At 68.0% G+C, this 13,246-nt stretch carries 18 protein-coding genes; 9 read left to right on the top strand and 9 right to left on the bottom strand.

Features of this window, described 5'->3' with window-relative positions; genetic code table 11:
• Window positions 1-74: 74 nt before the first annotated feature.
• Genes V3B48_RS05075 through V3B48_RS05065 form a run of 3 tightly spaced genes read right to left on the bottom strand, consistent with a single transcriptional unit; the run spans window position 75 to window position 1,515 of the window.
• Window positions 75-692, bottom strand: a complete 618-nt coding sequence (locus V3B48_RS05075; RefSeq protein ID WP_329893324.1) for a DUF998 domain-containing protein — start codon at window positions 690-692, stop codon at window positions 75-77.
• Window positions 689-862: an oxidoreductase-like domain-containing protein gene (locus V3B48_RS05070; protein WP_049398321.1), complete on the bottom strand. Its 174-nt coding sequence runs from the start codon at window positions 860-862 to the stop codon at window positions 689-691. Before V3B48_RS05070 ends, V3B48_RS05075 begins: the two co-directional genes overlap by 4 nt.
• 50 nt (window positions 863-912) lie before the next feature.
• Complete coding sequence (locus tag V3B48_RS05065) at window positions 913-1,515, bottom strand: hypothetical protein (protein WP_032130395.1); 603 nt, start codon at window positions 1,513-1,515, stop codon at window positions 913-915.
• A gap of 228 nt (window positions 1,516-1,743) precedes the next feature.
• Between V3B48_RS05065 and V3B48_RS05060 the strand changes: the two genes are divergently transcribed.
• Window positions 1,744-2,898: a tetratricopeptide repeat protein gene (locus V3B48_RS05060; protein ID WP_032129363.1), complete on the top strand. Its 1,155-nt coding sequence runs from the start codon at window positions 1,744-1,746 to the stop codon at window positions 2,896-2,898.
• A gap of 6 nt (window positions 2,899-2,904) precedes the next feature.
• Here V3B48_RS05060 and V3B48_RS05055 read toward each other — a convergent pair whose 3' ends face one another.
• Window positions 2,905-3,240 carry a zinc ribbon domain-containing protein YjdM gene (locus V3B48_RS05055; protein ID WP_010482882.1) on the bottom strand — a complete coding sequence of 112 codons (336 nt, stop codon included), beginning with the start codon at window positions 3,238-3,240 and terminating at the stop codon, window positions 2,905-2,907.
• Between the two features lie 191 nt (window positions 3,241-3,431).
• Here V3B48_RS05055 and V3B48_RS05050 point away from each other — a divergent pair, with 191 nt between their 5' ends.
• From V3B48_RS05050 to V3B48_RS05040, 3 genes are all read left to right on the top strand, one after another.
• On the top strand, window positions 3,432-4,793 hold the full coding sequence (locus V3B48_RS05050; protein WP_032129362.1) for an Hsp70 family protein: 1,362 nt from the start codon (window positions 3,432-3,434) through the stop codon (window positions 4,791-4,793).
• 229 nt (window positions 4,794-5,022) lie between these two features.
• Complete coding sequence (locus V3B48_RS05045; RefSeq protein WP_053462562.1) at window positions 5,023-5,316, top strand: YkgJ family cysteine cluster protein; 294 nt, start codon at window positions 5,023-5,025, stop codon at window positions 5,314-5,316.
• A gap of 11 nt (window positions 5,317-5,327) precedes the next feature.
• Complete coding sequence (locus V3B48_RS05040) at window positions 5,328-5,510, top strand: hypothetical protein (RefSeq protein ID WP_005410566.1); 183 nt, start codon at window positions 5,328-5,330, stop codon at window positions 5,508-5,510.
• 49 nt (window positions 5,511-5,559) lie between these two features.
• On the opposite strand, the gene V3B48_RS05035 is transcribed toward V3B48_RS05040, so the two are convergent.
• The 3 genes from V3B48_RS05035 to V3B48_RS05025 are packed head-to-tail and all read right to left on the bottom strand — an operon-like array spanning window position 5,560 to window position 7,560.
• Entirely contained in the window at window positions 5,560-6,441 is an 882-nt protein-coding gene (locus tag V3B48_RS05035) for a DUF4097 family beta strand repeat-containing protein (protein ID WP_032129361.1), read from the bottom strand.
• Window positions 6,442-6,451: 10 nt separating this feature from the next.
• Window positions 6,452-6,985, bottom strand: a complete 534-nt coding sequence (locus V3B48_RS05030) for a hypothetical protein (protein ID WP_032129360.1) — start codon at window positions 6,983-6,985, stop codon at window positions 6,452-6,454.
• Complete coding sequence (locus V3B48_RS05025; RefSeq protein WP_032129359.1) at window positions 6,982-7,560, bottom strand: RNA polymerase sigma factor; 579 nt, start codon at window positions 7,558-7,560, stop codon at window positions 6,982-6,984. Before V3B48_RS05025 ends, V3B48_RS05030 begins: the two co-directional genes overlap by 4 nt.
• Before the next feature lie 126 nt (window positions 7,561-7,686).
• Between V3B48_RS05025 and V3B48_RS05020 the strand changes: the two genes are divergently transcribed.
• A complete protein-coding gene (locus tag V3B48_RS05020; protein ID WP_049398314.1) occupies window positions 7,687-7,866 on the top strand; it encodes a hypothetical protein in 180 nt (59 codons plus the stop codon).
• 35 nt (window positions 7,867-7,901) lie between these two features.
• Window positions 7,902-8,495 (top strand): mechanosensitive ion channel family protein, encoded by a 594-nt coding sequence (locus tag V3B48_RS05015; protein WP_080291803.1) that lies wholly within the window; start codon window positions 7,902-7,904, stop codon window positions 8,493-8,495.
• A 796-nt stretch (window positions 8,496-9,291) separates the two neighbouring features.
• Here V3B48_RS05015 and V3B48_RS05010 read toward each other — a convergent pair.
• Both V3B48_RS05010 and V3B48_RS05005 read right to left on the bottom strand, forming a co-directional pair.
• A complete protein-coding gene (locus V3B48_RS05010; protein ID WP_032129365.1) occupies window positions 9,292-9,558 on the bottom strand; it encodes a DksA/TraR family C4-type zinc finger protein in 267 nt (88 codons plus the stop codon).
• 160 nt (window positions 9,559-9,718) lie between these two features.
• Window positions 9,719-10,276, bottom strand: a complete 558-nt coding sequence (locus tag V3B48_RS05005) for a DUF2058 domain-containing protein (RefSeq protein WP_032129357.1) — start codon at window positions 10,274-10,276, stop codon at window positions 9,719-9,721.
• 62 nt (window positions 10,277-10,338) lie between these two features.
• Here V3B48_RS05005 and V3B48_RS05000 point away from each other — a divergent pair, with 62 nt between their 5' ends.
• The 3 genes from V3B48_RS05000 to V3B48_RS04990 all read left to right on the top strand — a co-directional run bounded on the left by V3B48_RS05000 (window position 10,339) and on the right by V3B48_RS04990 (window position 13,244).
• Entirely contained in the window at window positions 10,339-10,839 is a 501-nt protein-coding gene (locus tag V3B48_RS05000; protein WP_329893323.1) for a M48 family metallopeptidase, read from the top strand.
• A 47-nt stretch (window positions 10,840-10,886) separates the two neighbouring features.
• A complete protein-coding gene (locus V3B48_RS04995) occupies window positions 10,887-11,585 on the top strand; it encodes an RNA pseudouridine synthase (protein ID WP_032129355.1) in 699 nt (232 codons plus the stop codon).
• A gap of 93 nt (window positions 11,586-11,678) precedes the next feature.
• Window positions 11,679-13,244 (top strand): phospholipase D family protein, encoded by a 1,566-nt coding sequence (locus V3B48_RS04990; RefSeq protein WP_329893322.1) that lies wholly within the window; start codon window positions 11,679-11,681, stop codon window positions 13,242-13,244.
• The last annotated feature ends 2 nt before the right edge of the window (window positions 13,245-13,246 follow it).

Genomic DNA, 13,246 nt, shown 5'->3' with positions numbered 1-13,246 from the left:
CATCCCCGATGGAATGCGCACACGATACGCCGCCGCCGCGTGCACGGCACGTACCGGCGCAGGCCGTTGGGGATTCAGTGGGCTGCGGCCCGACGGCTGCGACGGTACAGGGCCATCGCCAGATACAGCAGCCAGCCAACGATCATCGCGATCACCACTTTCTGTCCCAGCCCACGCGGTGGACCACCACGCCACAGCACATGCAGCCACAGCAGCACAAAGGCCAGCCATGCCCAGCCCCAGAGCAGGCCCGCAGCGGACTGCCAACCCGGTTCGCGGCGCAGATACCAGGCCTGCAGCAGCATGCCGACGCTGGCACACAGGAACGCCGTGTTGGCTGCCAGCCCATGGATGAACGGTGCCAGCAGCGGTGTTGCTTCAGGCAGCCAGCTGTCGCCGATGGCGACCGTCGCCAGGCCCAGCGCGGAAACCGTGAACAGCAATGGTGCGGCCGCACTGCGCCGCGGGCCGATGCTGCCTCGATACAGCGCAATGCCAAGCGCCGCAATGGCCAATGCCAGCAGGCAGTAGGCAGCGCGCAATGCCAGCCCCCACGGCCCGTGCAGGTACAGGCTCAAGGTCGCCCGCACCCAGTCCAGATCACTGCGCGCGACCTGGGTCCACAGCGCGGTGGCCACGAACAGCACCAGTGCCACCAGCGCCAGCACCGCCGCCGGGCGTGCACGGCTCATGGTGCGGCCTCTGGATGCCGCGTCTTCCACTCGGCCAGCGCCTTGCGGTAGCGCTGCAGCTCATCGGAATACAGGTCCAGCACACACAGTGGGCAACCACTGCCGCAGCACTCGTTGGGGCCGGGTTCTTCCGGTGGCAGCGGGCGGGGATCGGGATCAGGGACGGACACGGTCGGAAACGGCAATCATTGGAAACAGGTCACCAGTGTACCGGGCCGGCTCAAACGCCCAACTGACGTCGCAGGTTGTCACGGGCGGCCGCGTCCAGGCGCTGGTGGAAGAACTCGCTGAGGAAGATCCGCGGAGCGCGCAGCAGGCCCTGCAGGAAGCGGCGACGGCCGGCACGGTACAGGAAGCCCGGCACCACCCCTTTGTATTCTTCGGCCACGCCACGGTCATAGGCAGCGAACACCGGTTCCGGCGCGGCCAGGATCGCCATGTCGCAGTCCAGGAACAGCGCCGCCTCGGCATCCACATCCTCCGGACCAAGCGCGCCGTGGCGGGCGGTCAGCAGGATCAATTGCTCCACGCGAGCGGCGTCGACAGTGGCAAGCTCTGGCGCCTGTGTGATCGCCTGCAGAGCCAGCTGCGCCGAACGCGCCTCGTTGTCCTTGCGCCCCGCCTGGTAGATCGCATCGTGATAGAGCACGGCCAGATAGATCTCGGCCGGCTGCTTCCAGCCGGGGCCGTCGGCGACCTCCTGGCAGTGCTGCAGCACCGCGCGCACATGGCCGAAGTGGTGGTAGGCCCGTGGCGGCGTTGCATAGCTGTCCTGCAGCGCCTGCCACTGCGCCGGGGCAAGCGTCAGCGGTGAGAAGTCCATGACCGGATCATCCCGCCTGCGCCGGCGCCGGGCAAGCTGGCGGTTTTTTCACCACGCACTCACAACGCTTGCCGGGCGGGGCCCGGAGCCAGTTGTCCACAGCTTTGTCGAGCGCTGGTCCACACCGGTTGTGGATGAACGCGGCGCCGACCAACGGTCGCTGCAGCCGGACATTCATGGGCATACACTCGCCACAGGCGGGAGCGCCCGCCGCTGCCGGGAACCGTCATGTACCGTTCTGCCGCCCATTGCCTCACTCTTTCGCTGCTGGCCTTCTGTGCTCCTGCCTTCGGCGCAGGCCAGGCACCGCCCGCCGATGTGGTGACGACCCCGACCATCACCGTGTCGGCCGCACGTGTGCCGACCCCGGAAGAAGTGTTCGCCATTCCCGCGGACCTGCGCGCGATGCTCCAGAAGCAGGTGATCCAGCGCAGCTACTCCCGCGACCAGCGGCTGCAGGCGCTCGTGGAGATGATCTTCGACCAGCACGGGCTGGACCTGCAGTACGACGCCAATGCGACCTACACCGTCAGCGATATCTGGCAGCACCGCCGCGCCAACTGCCTGGCCTTCACCCTGCTGTTCGTGACGCTTGCGCGGGAGGCTGGCATCCAGGCCCGCGTGCAGGAAGTCGGGCAGGTGGTGTCCTGGTACCAGGACCAGGACGCGGGCGTGGTCTACAGCGTCGGCCACGTCAACGCCGGTGTCGACGTCGGTGGGCGTTTCGGTACCGTCGATCTGGACCGCAATGTGCTCTATGACCGCCGCGGCCCGGTTCCCGTCAGCCGTGCGCGGGCGTTGGCGCACTTCTACAACAACCGGGGTGCGGAGCGCCTCGCCGACGGTGATTTCGTCGGCGCGCGTGCATTCTTCGACGCGTCCCTGGCTCAGGACAGCGGGTTCGCTCCGGTGTGGAACAACCTCGGCGTGCTCGACCACCGCGAAGGCAACAACGAGGCGGCGCGGCAGGCGCTGGACCGATCGCTGCAGCTGGAAGGCCGCCAGGATGCCGCACTGACCAATGCCTCCGCGCTGTTCCGCAGCCTGGGCTTGACCGCGCAGGCGCAGTCACTTGAGCGCCGGTTGAAGTCGGTGCAGCGCGAAGACCCGTTCGCGCAGTACATGTTCGGCGCCAAGGCCGAACGTGCCGGCCAGCTGGACCAGGCGATCCGCTATTACCGGCAGGCCGTGCGCCTGTATGACACCGCGCATCAGTTCCACTTCGGGCTGGCACGCGTCTATTTCCTGGCTGGCCAGCTCAAGCGCGCCGATCGCGAACTGCTGCGTGCGCAGGAACTGGGGGGCGCGCCGGAGCAGGCGCGCTACCAGGCCAAGCTGGACAGCCTGGCCCGCTGGCGCGCGCAGCAGCAGGCCAAGCGCTGAAGGTGATCAGGCCTTCTTGAGGAAGCAGGTCTTCAGGACCAGGCCCTTGATCTTGTCCGAGTTGCCTTCGATGTGCTCGGCGTCATCCTCGACCAGGCGGATGTTGCGGATCACGGTGCCCTGCTTGAGCGGGATCGAGGAGCCTTTGACCTTCAGGTCCTTGATCACGGTGACGGTGTCGCCGGCCTGCAGGGTGTTGCCGTTGCTGTCACGCACGACCAGGGTGGAACCGGCGCTTTCCTCGGCGGTCCATTCGAAACCGCAGTCGGCGCAGATCCACAGCGCACCATCGGCGTAGGTGTTTTCCAGGGTGCACTGCGGGCAGGCGGGGGCAGAAGACATCAGCAAGTACCTCAAAGTGAATCAACAGCCGCCATTGTAACCGCCTGGCTCCCTGCCCTTTTCCGGCCAGCGCCCGGCGGCTCGCATGACCCGATCCGGAACCCCCACCCAGAACAGAAGGCCGCAGGAACTTGCAGTCGGCGACGAACTGCAGCAGAGTGCGCGGCCCCTGATCGCCCCCGGAACTCCCCATGCGCCTCGGCATCGACTTCGGTACCAGCAACTCCGCCGCCGCCATCGTGCATGAGGGGAAACTGCTGCCGATCCGCTTCGGCGACGCCGAGCAGTTCCGCACCAGCGTGTACTTCCCTGGCGTGGTGCCCGACCCGGACGACTTCCAGCTCGACGCCGGCCAGGAACACGAGCTGCAGCAGATGATCGACAGCGCCGCGCGCGCGGCCCGTGCCGCCGGCCAGGAACGCACGCCGCAGGCGCTGCGCCGCGAAGCCCTGCGCGCACTGCGCCGGGAATGGATGGAAGCCCGCGCCGGCAAGGAGCGCAGCGCCAGCGACCTGCTGCAGAACGCGGTCTACGGCGACGACGCGCTGGAAGCCTATTTCGAGGAACACGAAGGCAACCTGGTGCAGAGCCCGAAGTCGATGCTGGGCTACAACCTGCACCCGCGCGCGAAGCAGACCATCACCGGCATCGCCGCGCACATCCTCGAGCACATCCGCCTGACCGCCAGCGCCCAGCTTGGCCAGCCGCTGCGTGCCGCCCTGCTCGGCCGCCCGGTGCAGTTCCGCAGCTCGATCGGCGCGGCCGGCAACGATCAGGCACTGGACATCCTGCGCGAAGCCGCCACCCAGGCCGGTTTCGACCAGATCGATTTCCTCGAGGAACCGGCCGCGGCGGCCATGCATTACCACGCCGAAAGCCGCGAGCGGCACCAGGCGGTGATCGTTGACATCGGCGGCGGTACCACCGATATCGCCCACGCCGAGGTTGGTGGCGATGCTGCGCCGCGCATCCACCGCGCCTGGGGTATCGCCCGTGGCGGTACCGACATCGATCTGGCGCTGAGCCTGTCCAGCTACATGCCGCTGTTCGGCCGCGGCATCACCCGCGTGCCCGCCCACCACTACGTGGAAGCCGCCACCGTGCAGGACATGACGCGCCAGCGCGACTTCCGCCAGCACAAATACGACCATGTCGACGAACCGTGGGGCGCGCGCCTGCAGGCCCTGCAGGACACCGGCAACACCGCCCGCCTGTACCGCGATGTCGAACGCGCCAAGATTGCCCTCAGCGCCGCCAGCGAACACCGCAGCACGCTGGACTACATCGCCCGCGACCTGCATGCCGACAGCAGCGCCGACGGCCTGGCCGCCGCCGCCCATGGCTACCTGGAGCAGATCCGCGAGCTGCTGGCCCAGGTCCGCAGCGACATCGGCGGCGACCCGGACGCGGTGTTCCTGACCGGCGGCATGTCCCGTGCCGGCTACCTGCGCCAGGCCGTGGCCGAGGCCTTCCCGGGGGCCCGCATGGTCCACGGCGAGCCCTCGCTGGGCGTGGTCCAGGGCCTTGCGCTGGCGGCAGCCAGCCAGGATTAACAAAACGTTACGCGGTCTAAGTTACTCTTGGTCGGCTAGAACCACGCTGCACCTTCCGCCGGCCACGCCGGTGTGTGTTCACAGTGCAGCCTGGCCCGCCCCGCGGGCCTAGCGGCCATGCCTTCCTGGCTCGTTCATGGTCCGCGCAGCACCTGAGCCGCCATCGAGACCCGCTTTGGGCACCCGCCAGGCCCCTGTGGCCTTACAACCTGACGCAGCACCTGCACCCATCGACTGCCGCCGTTGTGACGCGGTCTGTTGCCGGCTGCCCGTGCTGCTGCAGCCCGGCGACCACGTGCCCGGCCAGTTCCTGTCACGCGACACCCACGGCCGTGCCGTGATGGCGCGCAACGAGGAAGGCTGGTGCGCGGCGATCGATCCCTATCACCTGCGCTGCACGATCTATTCGCAGCGCCCGGCGATCTGCCGCCAGTTTTCGATGGGCGGCGATGACTGCCGCCGCGAGCGGCAGGACTACCTGCGCCAGGCCGATGCCTGGGCGCTTTCCTCCCCTTCCACCTGACAGGAGCAACCATGCCCCGCAAGGCAAAGACCCCCGCGAAGGCCAGCAACAGCATCCGCAGCGAACGCAAGGGCGCGGCCGCCAGCACAGTGGTCAGCAGCGATTCGATCGCTTCGGACCTGGCAGCGTTCCGCAAGGCCGGTGGCAAGATCGAAGTCCTCGGCACCACCTGGGCACTGAAGAAAGCCAGCTGACCCAGTATCGACCGCGGCGGCGCTGCCGCCGCGGCCTGCCGGATCGCGTTCAGCGGTCCAGGCGTACCCGCACACTGCCCGAATGCGACTGGATGCGGATGTCACCATCACCGCCGCCCAGACGCGTATCGAGGTGGCTGCCCGGCCCATAGCGCGGCCGCTCCACCTGCCCGGCGTCACTGTTGATCGAACCACTGAAGCTGTTCACCGACAGCTGTGCCGACACCGTGCGCGGCAGGCTCAGCGTGACCGAGGCACTGACCGATTCGACGTTGATGCGGCCGCCGGGAGCCAACCCGGCCGCTGCCAGATCGATGCTGCCCGAGACGGTCTCCACCGCCAGCCGCTGCACGCGCCCGGCGTCCACCTCGACCCGGCCGGACACCGTCTGCGCACCGATATCACCGGACACGCCGCCGCCGGCCTCGATCCGGCCACTGACCGTGTTCACGTCCAGCTTCGGCGTCTGCAGGCGTGCGCTGACGCTGCCACTGACCGTGTTGAGCTTGCTGTCGCCACTGCGGCCAGCCGCGCTCAGGCTGCCGCTGACCGTGTCGGCCTGCAGCCGTCGCACATCGATGCCACTGATGTCCTGGCTGGCGCTGACCGTGCTCAGCAGCAGCTCCACCGAGCGCGGCACGTTCAGTACCAGCGTCGCGCCACCATTGCTGCTGCGGCGCGGGTATTCGATCTCCCAGCGCACACGGTTGGCACTTTTCTCCTGACGCAGCTGCAGGCCGTCGCTGAGCGTGCCGGTGAGCTGCACGTCATTGCGGTCCCAGCCACGCACGGTCACCTTGCCGGCCACATTGCTCAGCTCGATGCGACCGCCCGCGGCCAGGGTGTGGCGCTCGTCGATGCGGGTGTCGGCCAGCGCCACGGCAGGGGCCAGCAGCAGCGCGACACAGCAGGAAATCAGGGTTCGGGTCATGGGGGTCTCCTCAGGTCGTCAAGCCGGACTCGGCGGCATAGGCCGCCTGCCGGGTCAGTTCCAGCCGCAGCGCGTAGGTGCGCTTGAGCTGGCCAAGCAGGTGCGGCGCACGTGGGTCCTGCGCCAAGGCGGCACGGATCTGCGCTGCGCTTTCATCCAGTTCGTGCAGCGCCGGCTGCCATTCCGGCGCCCGTCCATCGGGCAGCGAAGCGACGGCCTGCTGGTACTGCTCGGTCATCGCCGCCGCCTGCAGCTGCAGCGCTGAAGGTACCGGCACCTCCGGCTGCGCATGCCGCCACGGTGCCACCGCGTAGAGCGCCAGGCTGGCCGCCAATGCCGCACCGACCGGCAGCCACCAGCGACGCCGCGAGCGCGCTGGCAGGGCCACCACGTTGTCGCCCGGCGCAGGTGCCGCCTGCGGTTCACGCGGCGGCAGCTGCGCCGACAGGCGTGCCCAGCCATCGGTGGGTACGCCGCGTTCGGTCGGCAGCGCGCGCAGCCGGGCCAGCAGATCGTGGTCGGAATCGTGGTCGTGTGTACTCATGTCATGTCTCCCAGCCGTGCGCGCAACAGGCCGCGCGCACGATGCAACTGTGCCTTGGAACTGCCGACGGCCATCTGCAGCTGTTCGGCGATTTCCTGGTGTTTCCAGCCTTCGATGTCGTGCAGTACCAGTACCGCACGTGCCCGTGGCGGCAGTGTCGACAGTGCCCGTTCGAGGTCGCGTTCGGTGCCGGCGCAACGATCGTGCACTGCCAGCTCCTGCAACCCTCCGTCCACTTCGTCGAGGCTGTCGTGATCCTGCCCGCCCGCACGTCCGCGCAGCTCCATCAGTGCCGCGTTGACGCCCAGCCGGTGCAGCCAGGTCGACAGGCTGCTCTCGAAACGGAAGCCCGGCAGCGCCTTCCACGCCTGCAGGAACGCTTCCTGCAGCGCGTCCTCGGCGCGTGCCTGCTGGCCGCCACACAGCCGCCACAGCACAGCGAATACACGGGGCGCGTGGCGCCGGTACAGCAGTTCATAGGCAGCGGTGTCACCGGCGGCCGCCGCCCGCACCAGGGCGGGTTCATCGACGGCGTCGTTGGCGGCAGGCGGCGCGGGCATGGTGGTGTCGAGCATATCGCTTGGATGCGGCGACCCGGGAAAAGGTTTAGAGCCGATCGATGATCGATGGCATGCAACCTTTTGGGTGGCTGCTGCATCCATGAAAGGTCCTTCGCGAAATTGCCGTCCAGGAGTCCTGCCATGTCCAGCCCATCCTGCGCCGCCCTGCTGGTGATCACCGCCTGTGTCCTGCTGCAGGCGCTGGGCCTGTCACTGCAGCTGCGTCCCGACAATGGCCGCGCCTGCCTGCAGCAGCACCGCCAGGAGCTGGTGTGCGTGGCCTGGAACCCGGCGGTCGAATCCCCCGCACGCGCCGGGTAACATCAGGGGCCGTTCCCGCCGCCTGTTTTCGCCCCATGATGTTGTCGCTGAAGGATCACCTGCCCGCCTGGACCCACCCGTGGTTGAACTACGCCGGCGTCGCCCTGCAGATCGTACTGGTGCTGCTGGTCGCATGGCTCCTGCGCGTGCTCGCCCGTCGCCTGATCCGCCGCTTTGCCGAGCACTACACGCTGCCGCCGGAGATGGTGATGGGTGCGCGCCGGATCACCAGTTTCGTGGTCTATTTCAGTGCCCTGCTGTACATCCTCAGCCTGCTCGGCGCGAAGCCGTCGGTGCTGTGGACCGCTTTCACCGGCTTCGCAGCCGTGGGCGCGGTGGCCTTCTTCGCGGCGTGGAGCGTGCTGTCCAACATCTTCTGCACGCTGCTGATCTTCACCACCCGCCCGTTCCGCCTGCACGACTACATCGAGGTGCTGGAAAACGGCGAGAAGCCGGGCCTGAAGGGCCGGGTGATCGACGTGAACCTGATCTACACCACGCTGCAGGAAACCGGCGACGGCCACGAGGGCACGGTGCTGCAGCTGCCGAACAACCTGTTCTTCCAGCGCACGGTGCGCCGCTGGCGCGACCCGGCGCAGGCCCCCGGCGGCATCCAGGGCGACGGCTGAGGGGGGTTTTCGGCAGGGCTGCGCCCTGCACCTGCTACCAGCGGGAGCAACAGCACCAGCAGCAGCCGAAGCAACAGCAAAAGCTGGCTTCCTGCGGGAAGGCGGGGTAGGTCCGGTTGAGGGGGACGCTGCAAGTCCCCCTCCGGGGCCCGGCCCAGCCGCTGGCGGCTGTGCATTCGGGCGCTTGCGAAGCAGTGCTTCGCAAGCAAAGCGCCCTCACCCATGTAAGCTCGGTCGCCGCTTGCTCGTGTGCGCGTTCCTGCGCACACGGCAAGACCGGGGTTGGGCGTCCTGCCCAACCCGCCCGAGGCATGCCTCGGGCCCATGCGGCTCACGCCCCCTCAGCCGGACCCACCCCGCCTTCGACAGATTTCCGCGAGCTGTCGGAACGACGCATTGCCCTGGTGTATGTCGACCTGGGTCGACACGGTAGATCCACGCCATGCGTGGATGACTCATTCGATATCTGACAGATGTGTCGACCAAGGTCGACACCTACCGACAGCCGCGGAAATCTGTCAGAGGCGGGACGGTGTGGGTAGGCAGGACCGTTGGCGCCATGGATGGCGACATCGAGCCCCCATGGGTGAGGGCGCTTTGCTTGCGAAGCACTGCTTCGCAAGCGCCCGAACGCCCAGCCGCCAGCGGCTGGGCCGGACCCCGGAGGGGGGTTTACGGCGTGTCCTGCCTACCCACACCGTCCCGCCTACCTACGGAATGCCCGCTTTTGACGTTGAAGTTGCCTTGGCTTGAAGGCTTCGGCAGGTGCAGGGCTGCAAGCCCTGCCGAACAACCTTTACCTCAACTGGCTGTCCTTGCTGCCACGCCGGTTGTAGCCGGCATGCGCCTGCGCTTCGTCATCATGCGCCTGCTGGCACGCCACACACAGCCGTACCCCGGGCACGGCCTGGCGCCGCGCCAACGGGATCGGCGCGTCGCATTCCTCACAATGTTCCAGACCAGGCCCCTCGCGCAGCTGGCGCCGCGCGCGGGCGATCGCATCGTCGACGGTGGCGTCGATCTGGTCCTGGACCGCGCCGTCTCCCGCCCAACCGGTGGCCATGGCCATCCTCCGCAGGTGTGTCGCCTGATATGGGGACGCCACACCGCGCAGTAAACGGTAGCGCCGAGCCATGACCGGCAGGCCTTCAGCAAGCTGAGCAGAAGGCAGACGGGCCGGATCAGGCCATTTGCGGCTAAATCCCCTCCGTCCCCTTTTTGGCTTACCAGACCAGGTCGTCCGGCACCTGGAACTGGGCGTAGTAGGCGTCGTCCTCGGCATTGCCGGTGGAGATCTCGGCGGTCGAGCCCGGCTGGCCGTGGTCGACGATGATCGCCTCCGGGGCGCGTTCACGCACTTTTTCGGCAGCGGCGCGCGGCAGCAGGGCGTAGCCCTCGCCGTGGGCAACGATGACCAGCACGCCCACCGACAGCGCCTTGCGCAGCTTGGGGTCGATCAGCAGGGTGCGGATCGCCGCGCCATCGCTGAAACGGTACTCGTCGTCGCCCTTGTGAGGCACGGCATGGGCCGTGATGATCTGCCGGGCCTGGGCCTTCTGTTCAGCCTGCCTGGCCTGGGCATTGCGCTCGGCGGCCAGTGCGCGGTCGCGCTCGACCTTCTCGGCGCGGGCCCGTTCAGCCTCGCGCTGGACATCGGCCGAGGTCGATTCGGCCTTGCCCTGCCGGGCCTTGGCCTGCGCGCTCGCGGCAGCGCTGGCCTGCGACTTCTTGGCCAGGCCGGCCTTGAGCAATTGTTCCTGCAGCGCGTTGGGCTTTGCCATGGTCGATGCGTACCGCGTGTAATCTTGGATGCCCCATTCTACCGACGCCCCGCCGCCCCTGCATGGCAGTCCTGAAGTACCTCACCGGCTATCCCGAACCCCTGATCGCCCAGGTCAGTGAACTACTGGCGCAGGGCAAGCTCGGCCCTTGGCTGCAGCAGCGCTATCCCGATCCGCACGAGGTGCGCAGCGACCGCCAGCTGTACGACTACACGCAGGAGCTGAAGGACCGCTACCTGCGCAAGTCGGTGCCGCTCAACAAGGTCTGCTACGACAACACGCTGGAAGTGATCAAGCATGCGCTGGGCACCCATACCGCCATCTCCCGCGTGCACGGCGGCCGCCTCAGGGCCAGCCGCGAGATCCGCATCGCCACCGTGTTCCGCCAGGCACCAGCGGCGTTCCTGCGCATGATCGTGGTGCATGAACTGGCCCACCTGAAGGAAGCCGATCACAACAAGGCCTTCTACCAGCTGTGCCAGCACATGGAGCCGGAGTACCTGCAGCTGGAGTTCGATACCCGCCTGTACCTGACCGAGCTGGCCAACCGCGGCCAGCGCTGACCGGCCGCAGCGGCTACACTGCGCGCCCCCTGCCTGACCTTTCCGCCATGGAACCGATCCGCCTCGACAAACGCCTGTCCGCCCTGCTCGGCATCCCGCGCGGTGAAGCGCGGCGCTACATCGAAGGCGGCTGGGTCAGCGTCAATGGCGAGGTGGTCGAGCAGCCGCAGCGCCCGGTCGATGACAGCGCGGTGATCGTCGTGGCCGAGCAGGCCAGCGATGAAAAGGCCGAGCGGGTCAGCATGCTGCTGCACAAGCCGGCAGGCGTTGCCGCTGAAACCCTGTGTGCGCTGGTCAGCAGTGACAGCCGCAGCGAACTTGATGCCAGCGACATCCGTCCGCTTCAGCGTCACTTCCACGGCCTGCAGCTGGCCGCCTCGCTTCCGGCCAGCGACAGCGGCCTGGTGGTGGTCAGCCAGGACCCGGCCACGCTGGCCCATCTGCAGCGCAATCTGGGCCGCACCGAACAGGAATACCTGATCGAAGTGGCCGAAGGCGGTCCCGAGCGCGGCCCGTGGCTGATGGCGCGGCTGCAGCAGGAATCGGGCGGCGCCAAGGTCAGCTGGCAGAGCGAGCAGCGCCTGCGCTTCGCCGGCAAGGGCCTGACGGCCAAGGGCCTGCGCGTGGCGGTCACCGCTGCCGGCCTGCAGGTCGCGGCCGTGCGTCGGCTGCGGATTGGCCGCGTGGCACTGGGACCGCTGCCTGCGGGGCAGTGGCGTTACCTGGGCAGCGACGAGCGCTTCTGACCGCGAAGTCCCTGCCATCCACGCATGGCGTGGATCTACGGCGATAGGTCTGTTGGCTTTCATCCACGCACGGCGTGGATCTACCATCGGGGCATGAGCCTGCCCAAGCCCCTGTGGCGACGCCTGCTGCGCGTCGCTGCGATCATCCTCGCCGCGCTGTTGCTGCTGGTCCTGTCCGGGCTGCTGCTGGCCGACCACCTCACCCCGCGGGCACAGGGCGCACCCTCGCATGTGCTGCCACTGCAGCCGGCGCAGACCCGCATCGACCAGCAGATCGTGCCGCTGCAGGACGCACACCCCGGGCAGTCCGGCGTGGCGTTCCTCAGTGATGGCATGGATGCCTTCGCCGCGCGCGCGATGATCACCGCGCACGCAGGCCGCAGCCTGGACCTGCAGTACTACATCTGGCACGACGACCTGATCGGCCATCTGATGGCCAAGGCGCTGTACGACGCCGCCGAGCGCGGCGTGCGCGTGCGCATCCTGCTTGACGACATGAACGCCAAGGACAAGGACGCGTTGATGATGGCACTCGATGCGCATCCGAACATCGAGATCCGCCTGTACAACCCGTTCCGCAACCGCAGCGGCATCGCGCGCACGCTGGAGCTGGTGCAACGCGCTTTCAGCGTCAACCACCGCATGCACAACAAGAGCTGGATCGCCGACGGCCGCATCGCGATCGTCGGTGGCCGCAACATCGGCGAGGAATACTTCAGCGCGCGCGACGATGTGAACTTCCAGGACCTGGACCTGGTGGTGGCCGGCCCCGCCGTGCAGCAGGCCAACCAGATCTTCGACGACTACTGGAACAGCAGCACAGCGATCCCGATTTCCGCACTGGCCTCGTATACCGATGCACAGTTGCAGCAGCTGGTACGGCAGTCGGACCTGGATGCCATGCATGCCAAGGCACAACCCTACCTGCAACGCGTGGCCGAGTCGCGCGCGCTGCAGCGGCCCAGCCCGGAACCGCTGCACTGGAGCGCGAACGTGCGCATCGCTTCCGATCCGCCGATGAAGCACCGCGATGACGATCGCCGCGGCTGGCTGGTCAGCCGTCTCAGCGACGAGTTGCGCAGCACGCGGCGCAGTGCGCTGTTGATCTCGCCCTACTTCGTGCCCGGCAACGATGGGGTCGAGGCGCTGTCGGCGCTGGCCGCACGCGGCGCGCAGGTGGGCGTGGTGACCAACTCACTGGCCGCCAACGATGTGGCAGCGGTACACGGCGGCTACATGGGCTACCGGGTGCCGCTGCTGAGGGCCGGCGTGCAGCTGTACGAACTGAAGGCACACGGCCAGCTGGATGCCAGCCTGTTCGGCAGCAGCGGCGCCAGCCTGCACACCAAGGCATTCGTGGTCGATGACCGCCGCGGTTTCGTCGGTTCGTTCAACCTCGACCCGCGTTCGGCCTACCTCAATACCGAAATGGGCGTGCTGTTCGATGACCCGGCGCTCGGTGCACAGCTGCGCGACGAGTACCTGCGCCTGGCCGGCCCGGAGCACAGCTGGTGGCTGGCGCTGGGGCGCGATGATGACCTGCGCTGGCTGGAGCGGCAGCCACCGCCGCACTGGGTGGAGGCCGAACCCGGTGCCAGCCTGGGCAAGCGCTGGACCGCGCGGGTGATCAGCTGGCTGCCGGTGGAATCGCAGCTGTAGCG

This window comes from Stenotrophomonas sp. SMYL20, assembly GCF_036320045.1.
Classification (GTDB): Bacteria; Pseudomonadota; Gammaproteobacteria; order Xanthomonadales; family Xanthomonadaceae; genus Stenotrophomonas; species Stenotrophomonas maltophilia_A.
The sequence above is the reverse complement of the archived record's forward strand: the minus strand, read 5'-3'. Positions and strand labels throughout refer to the sequence as shown.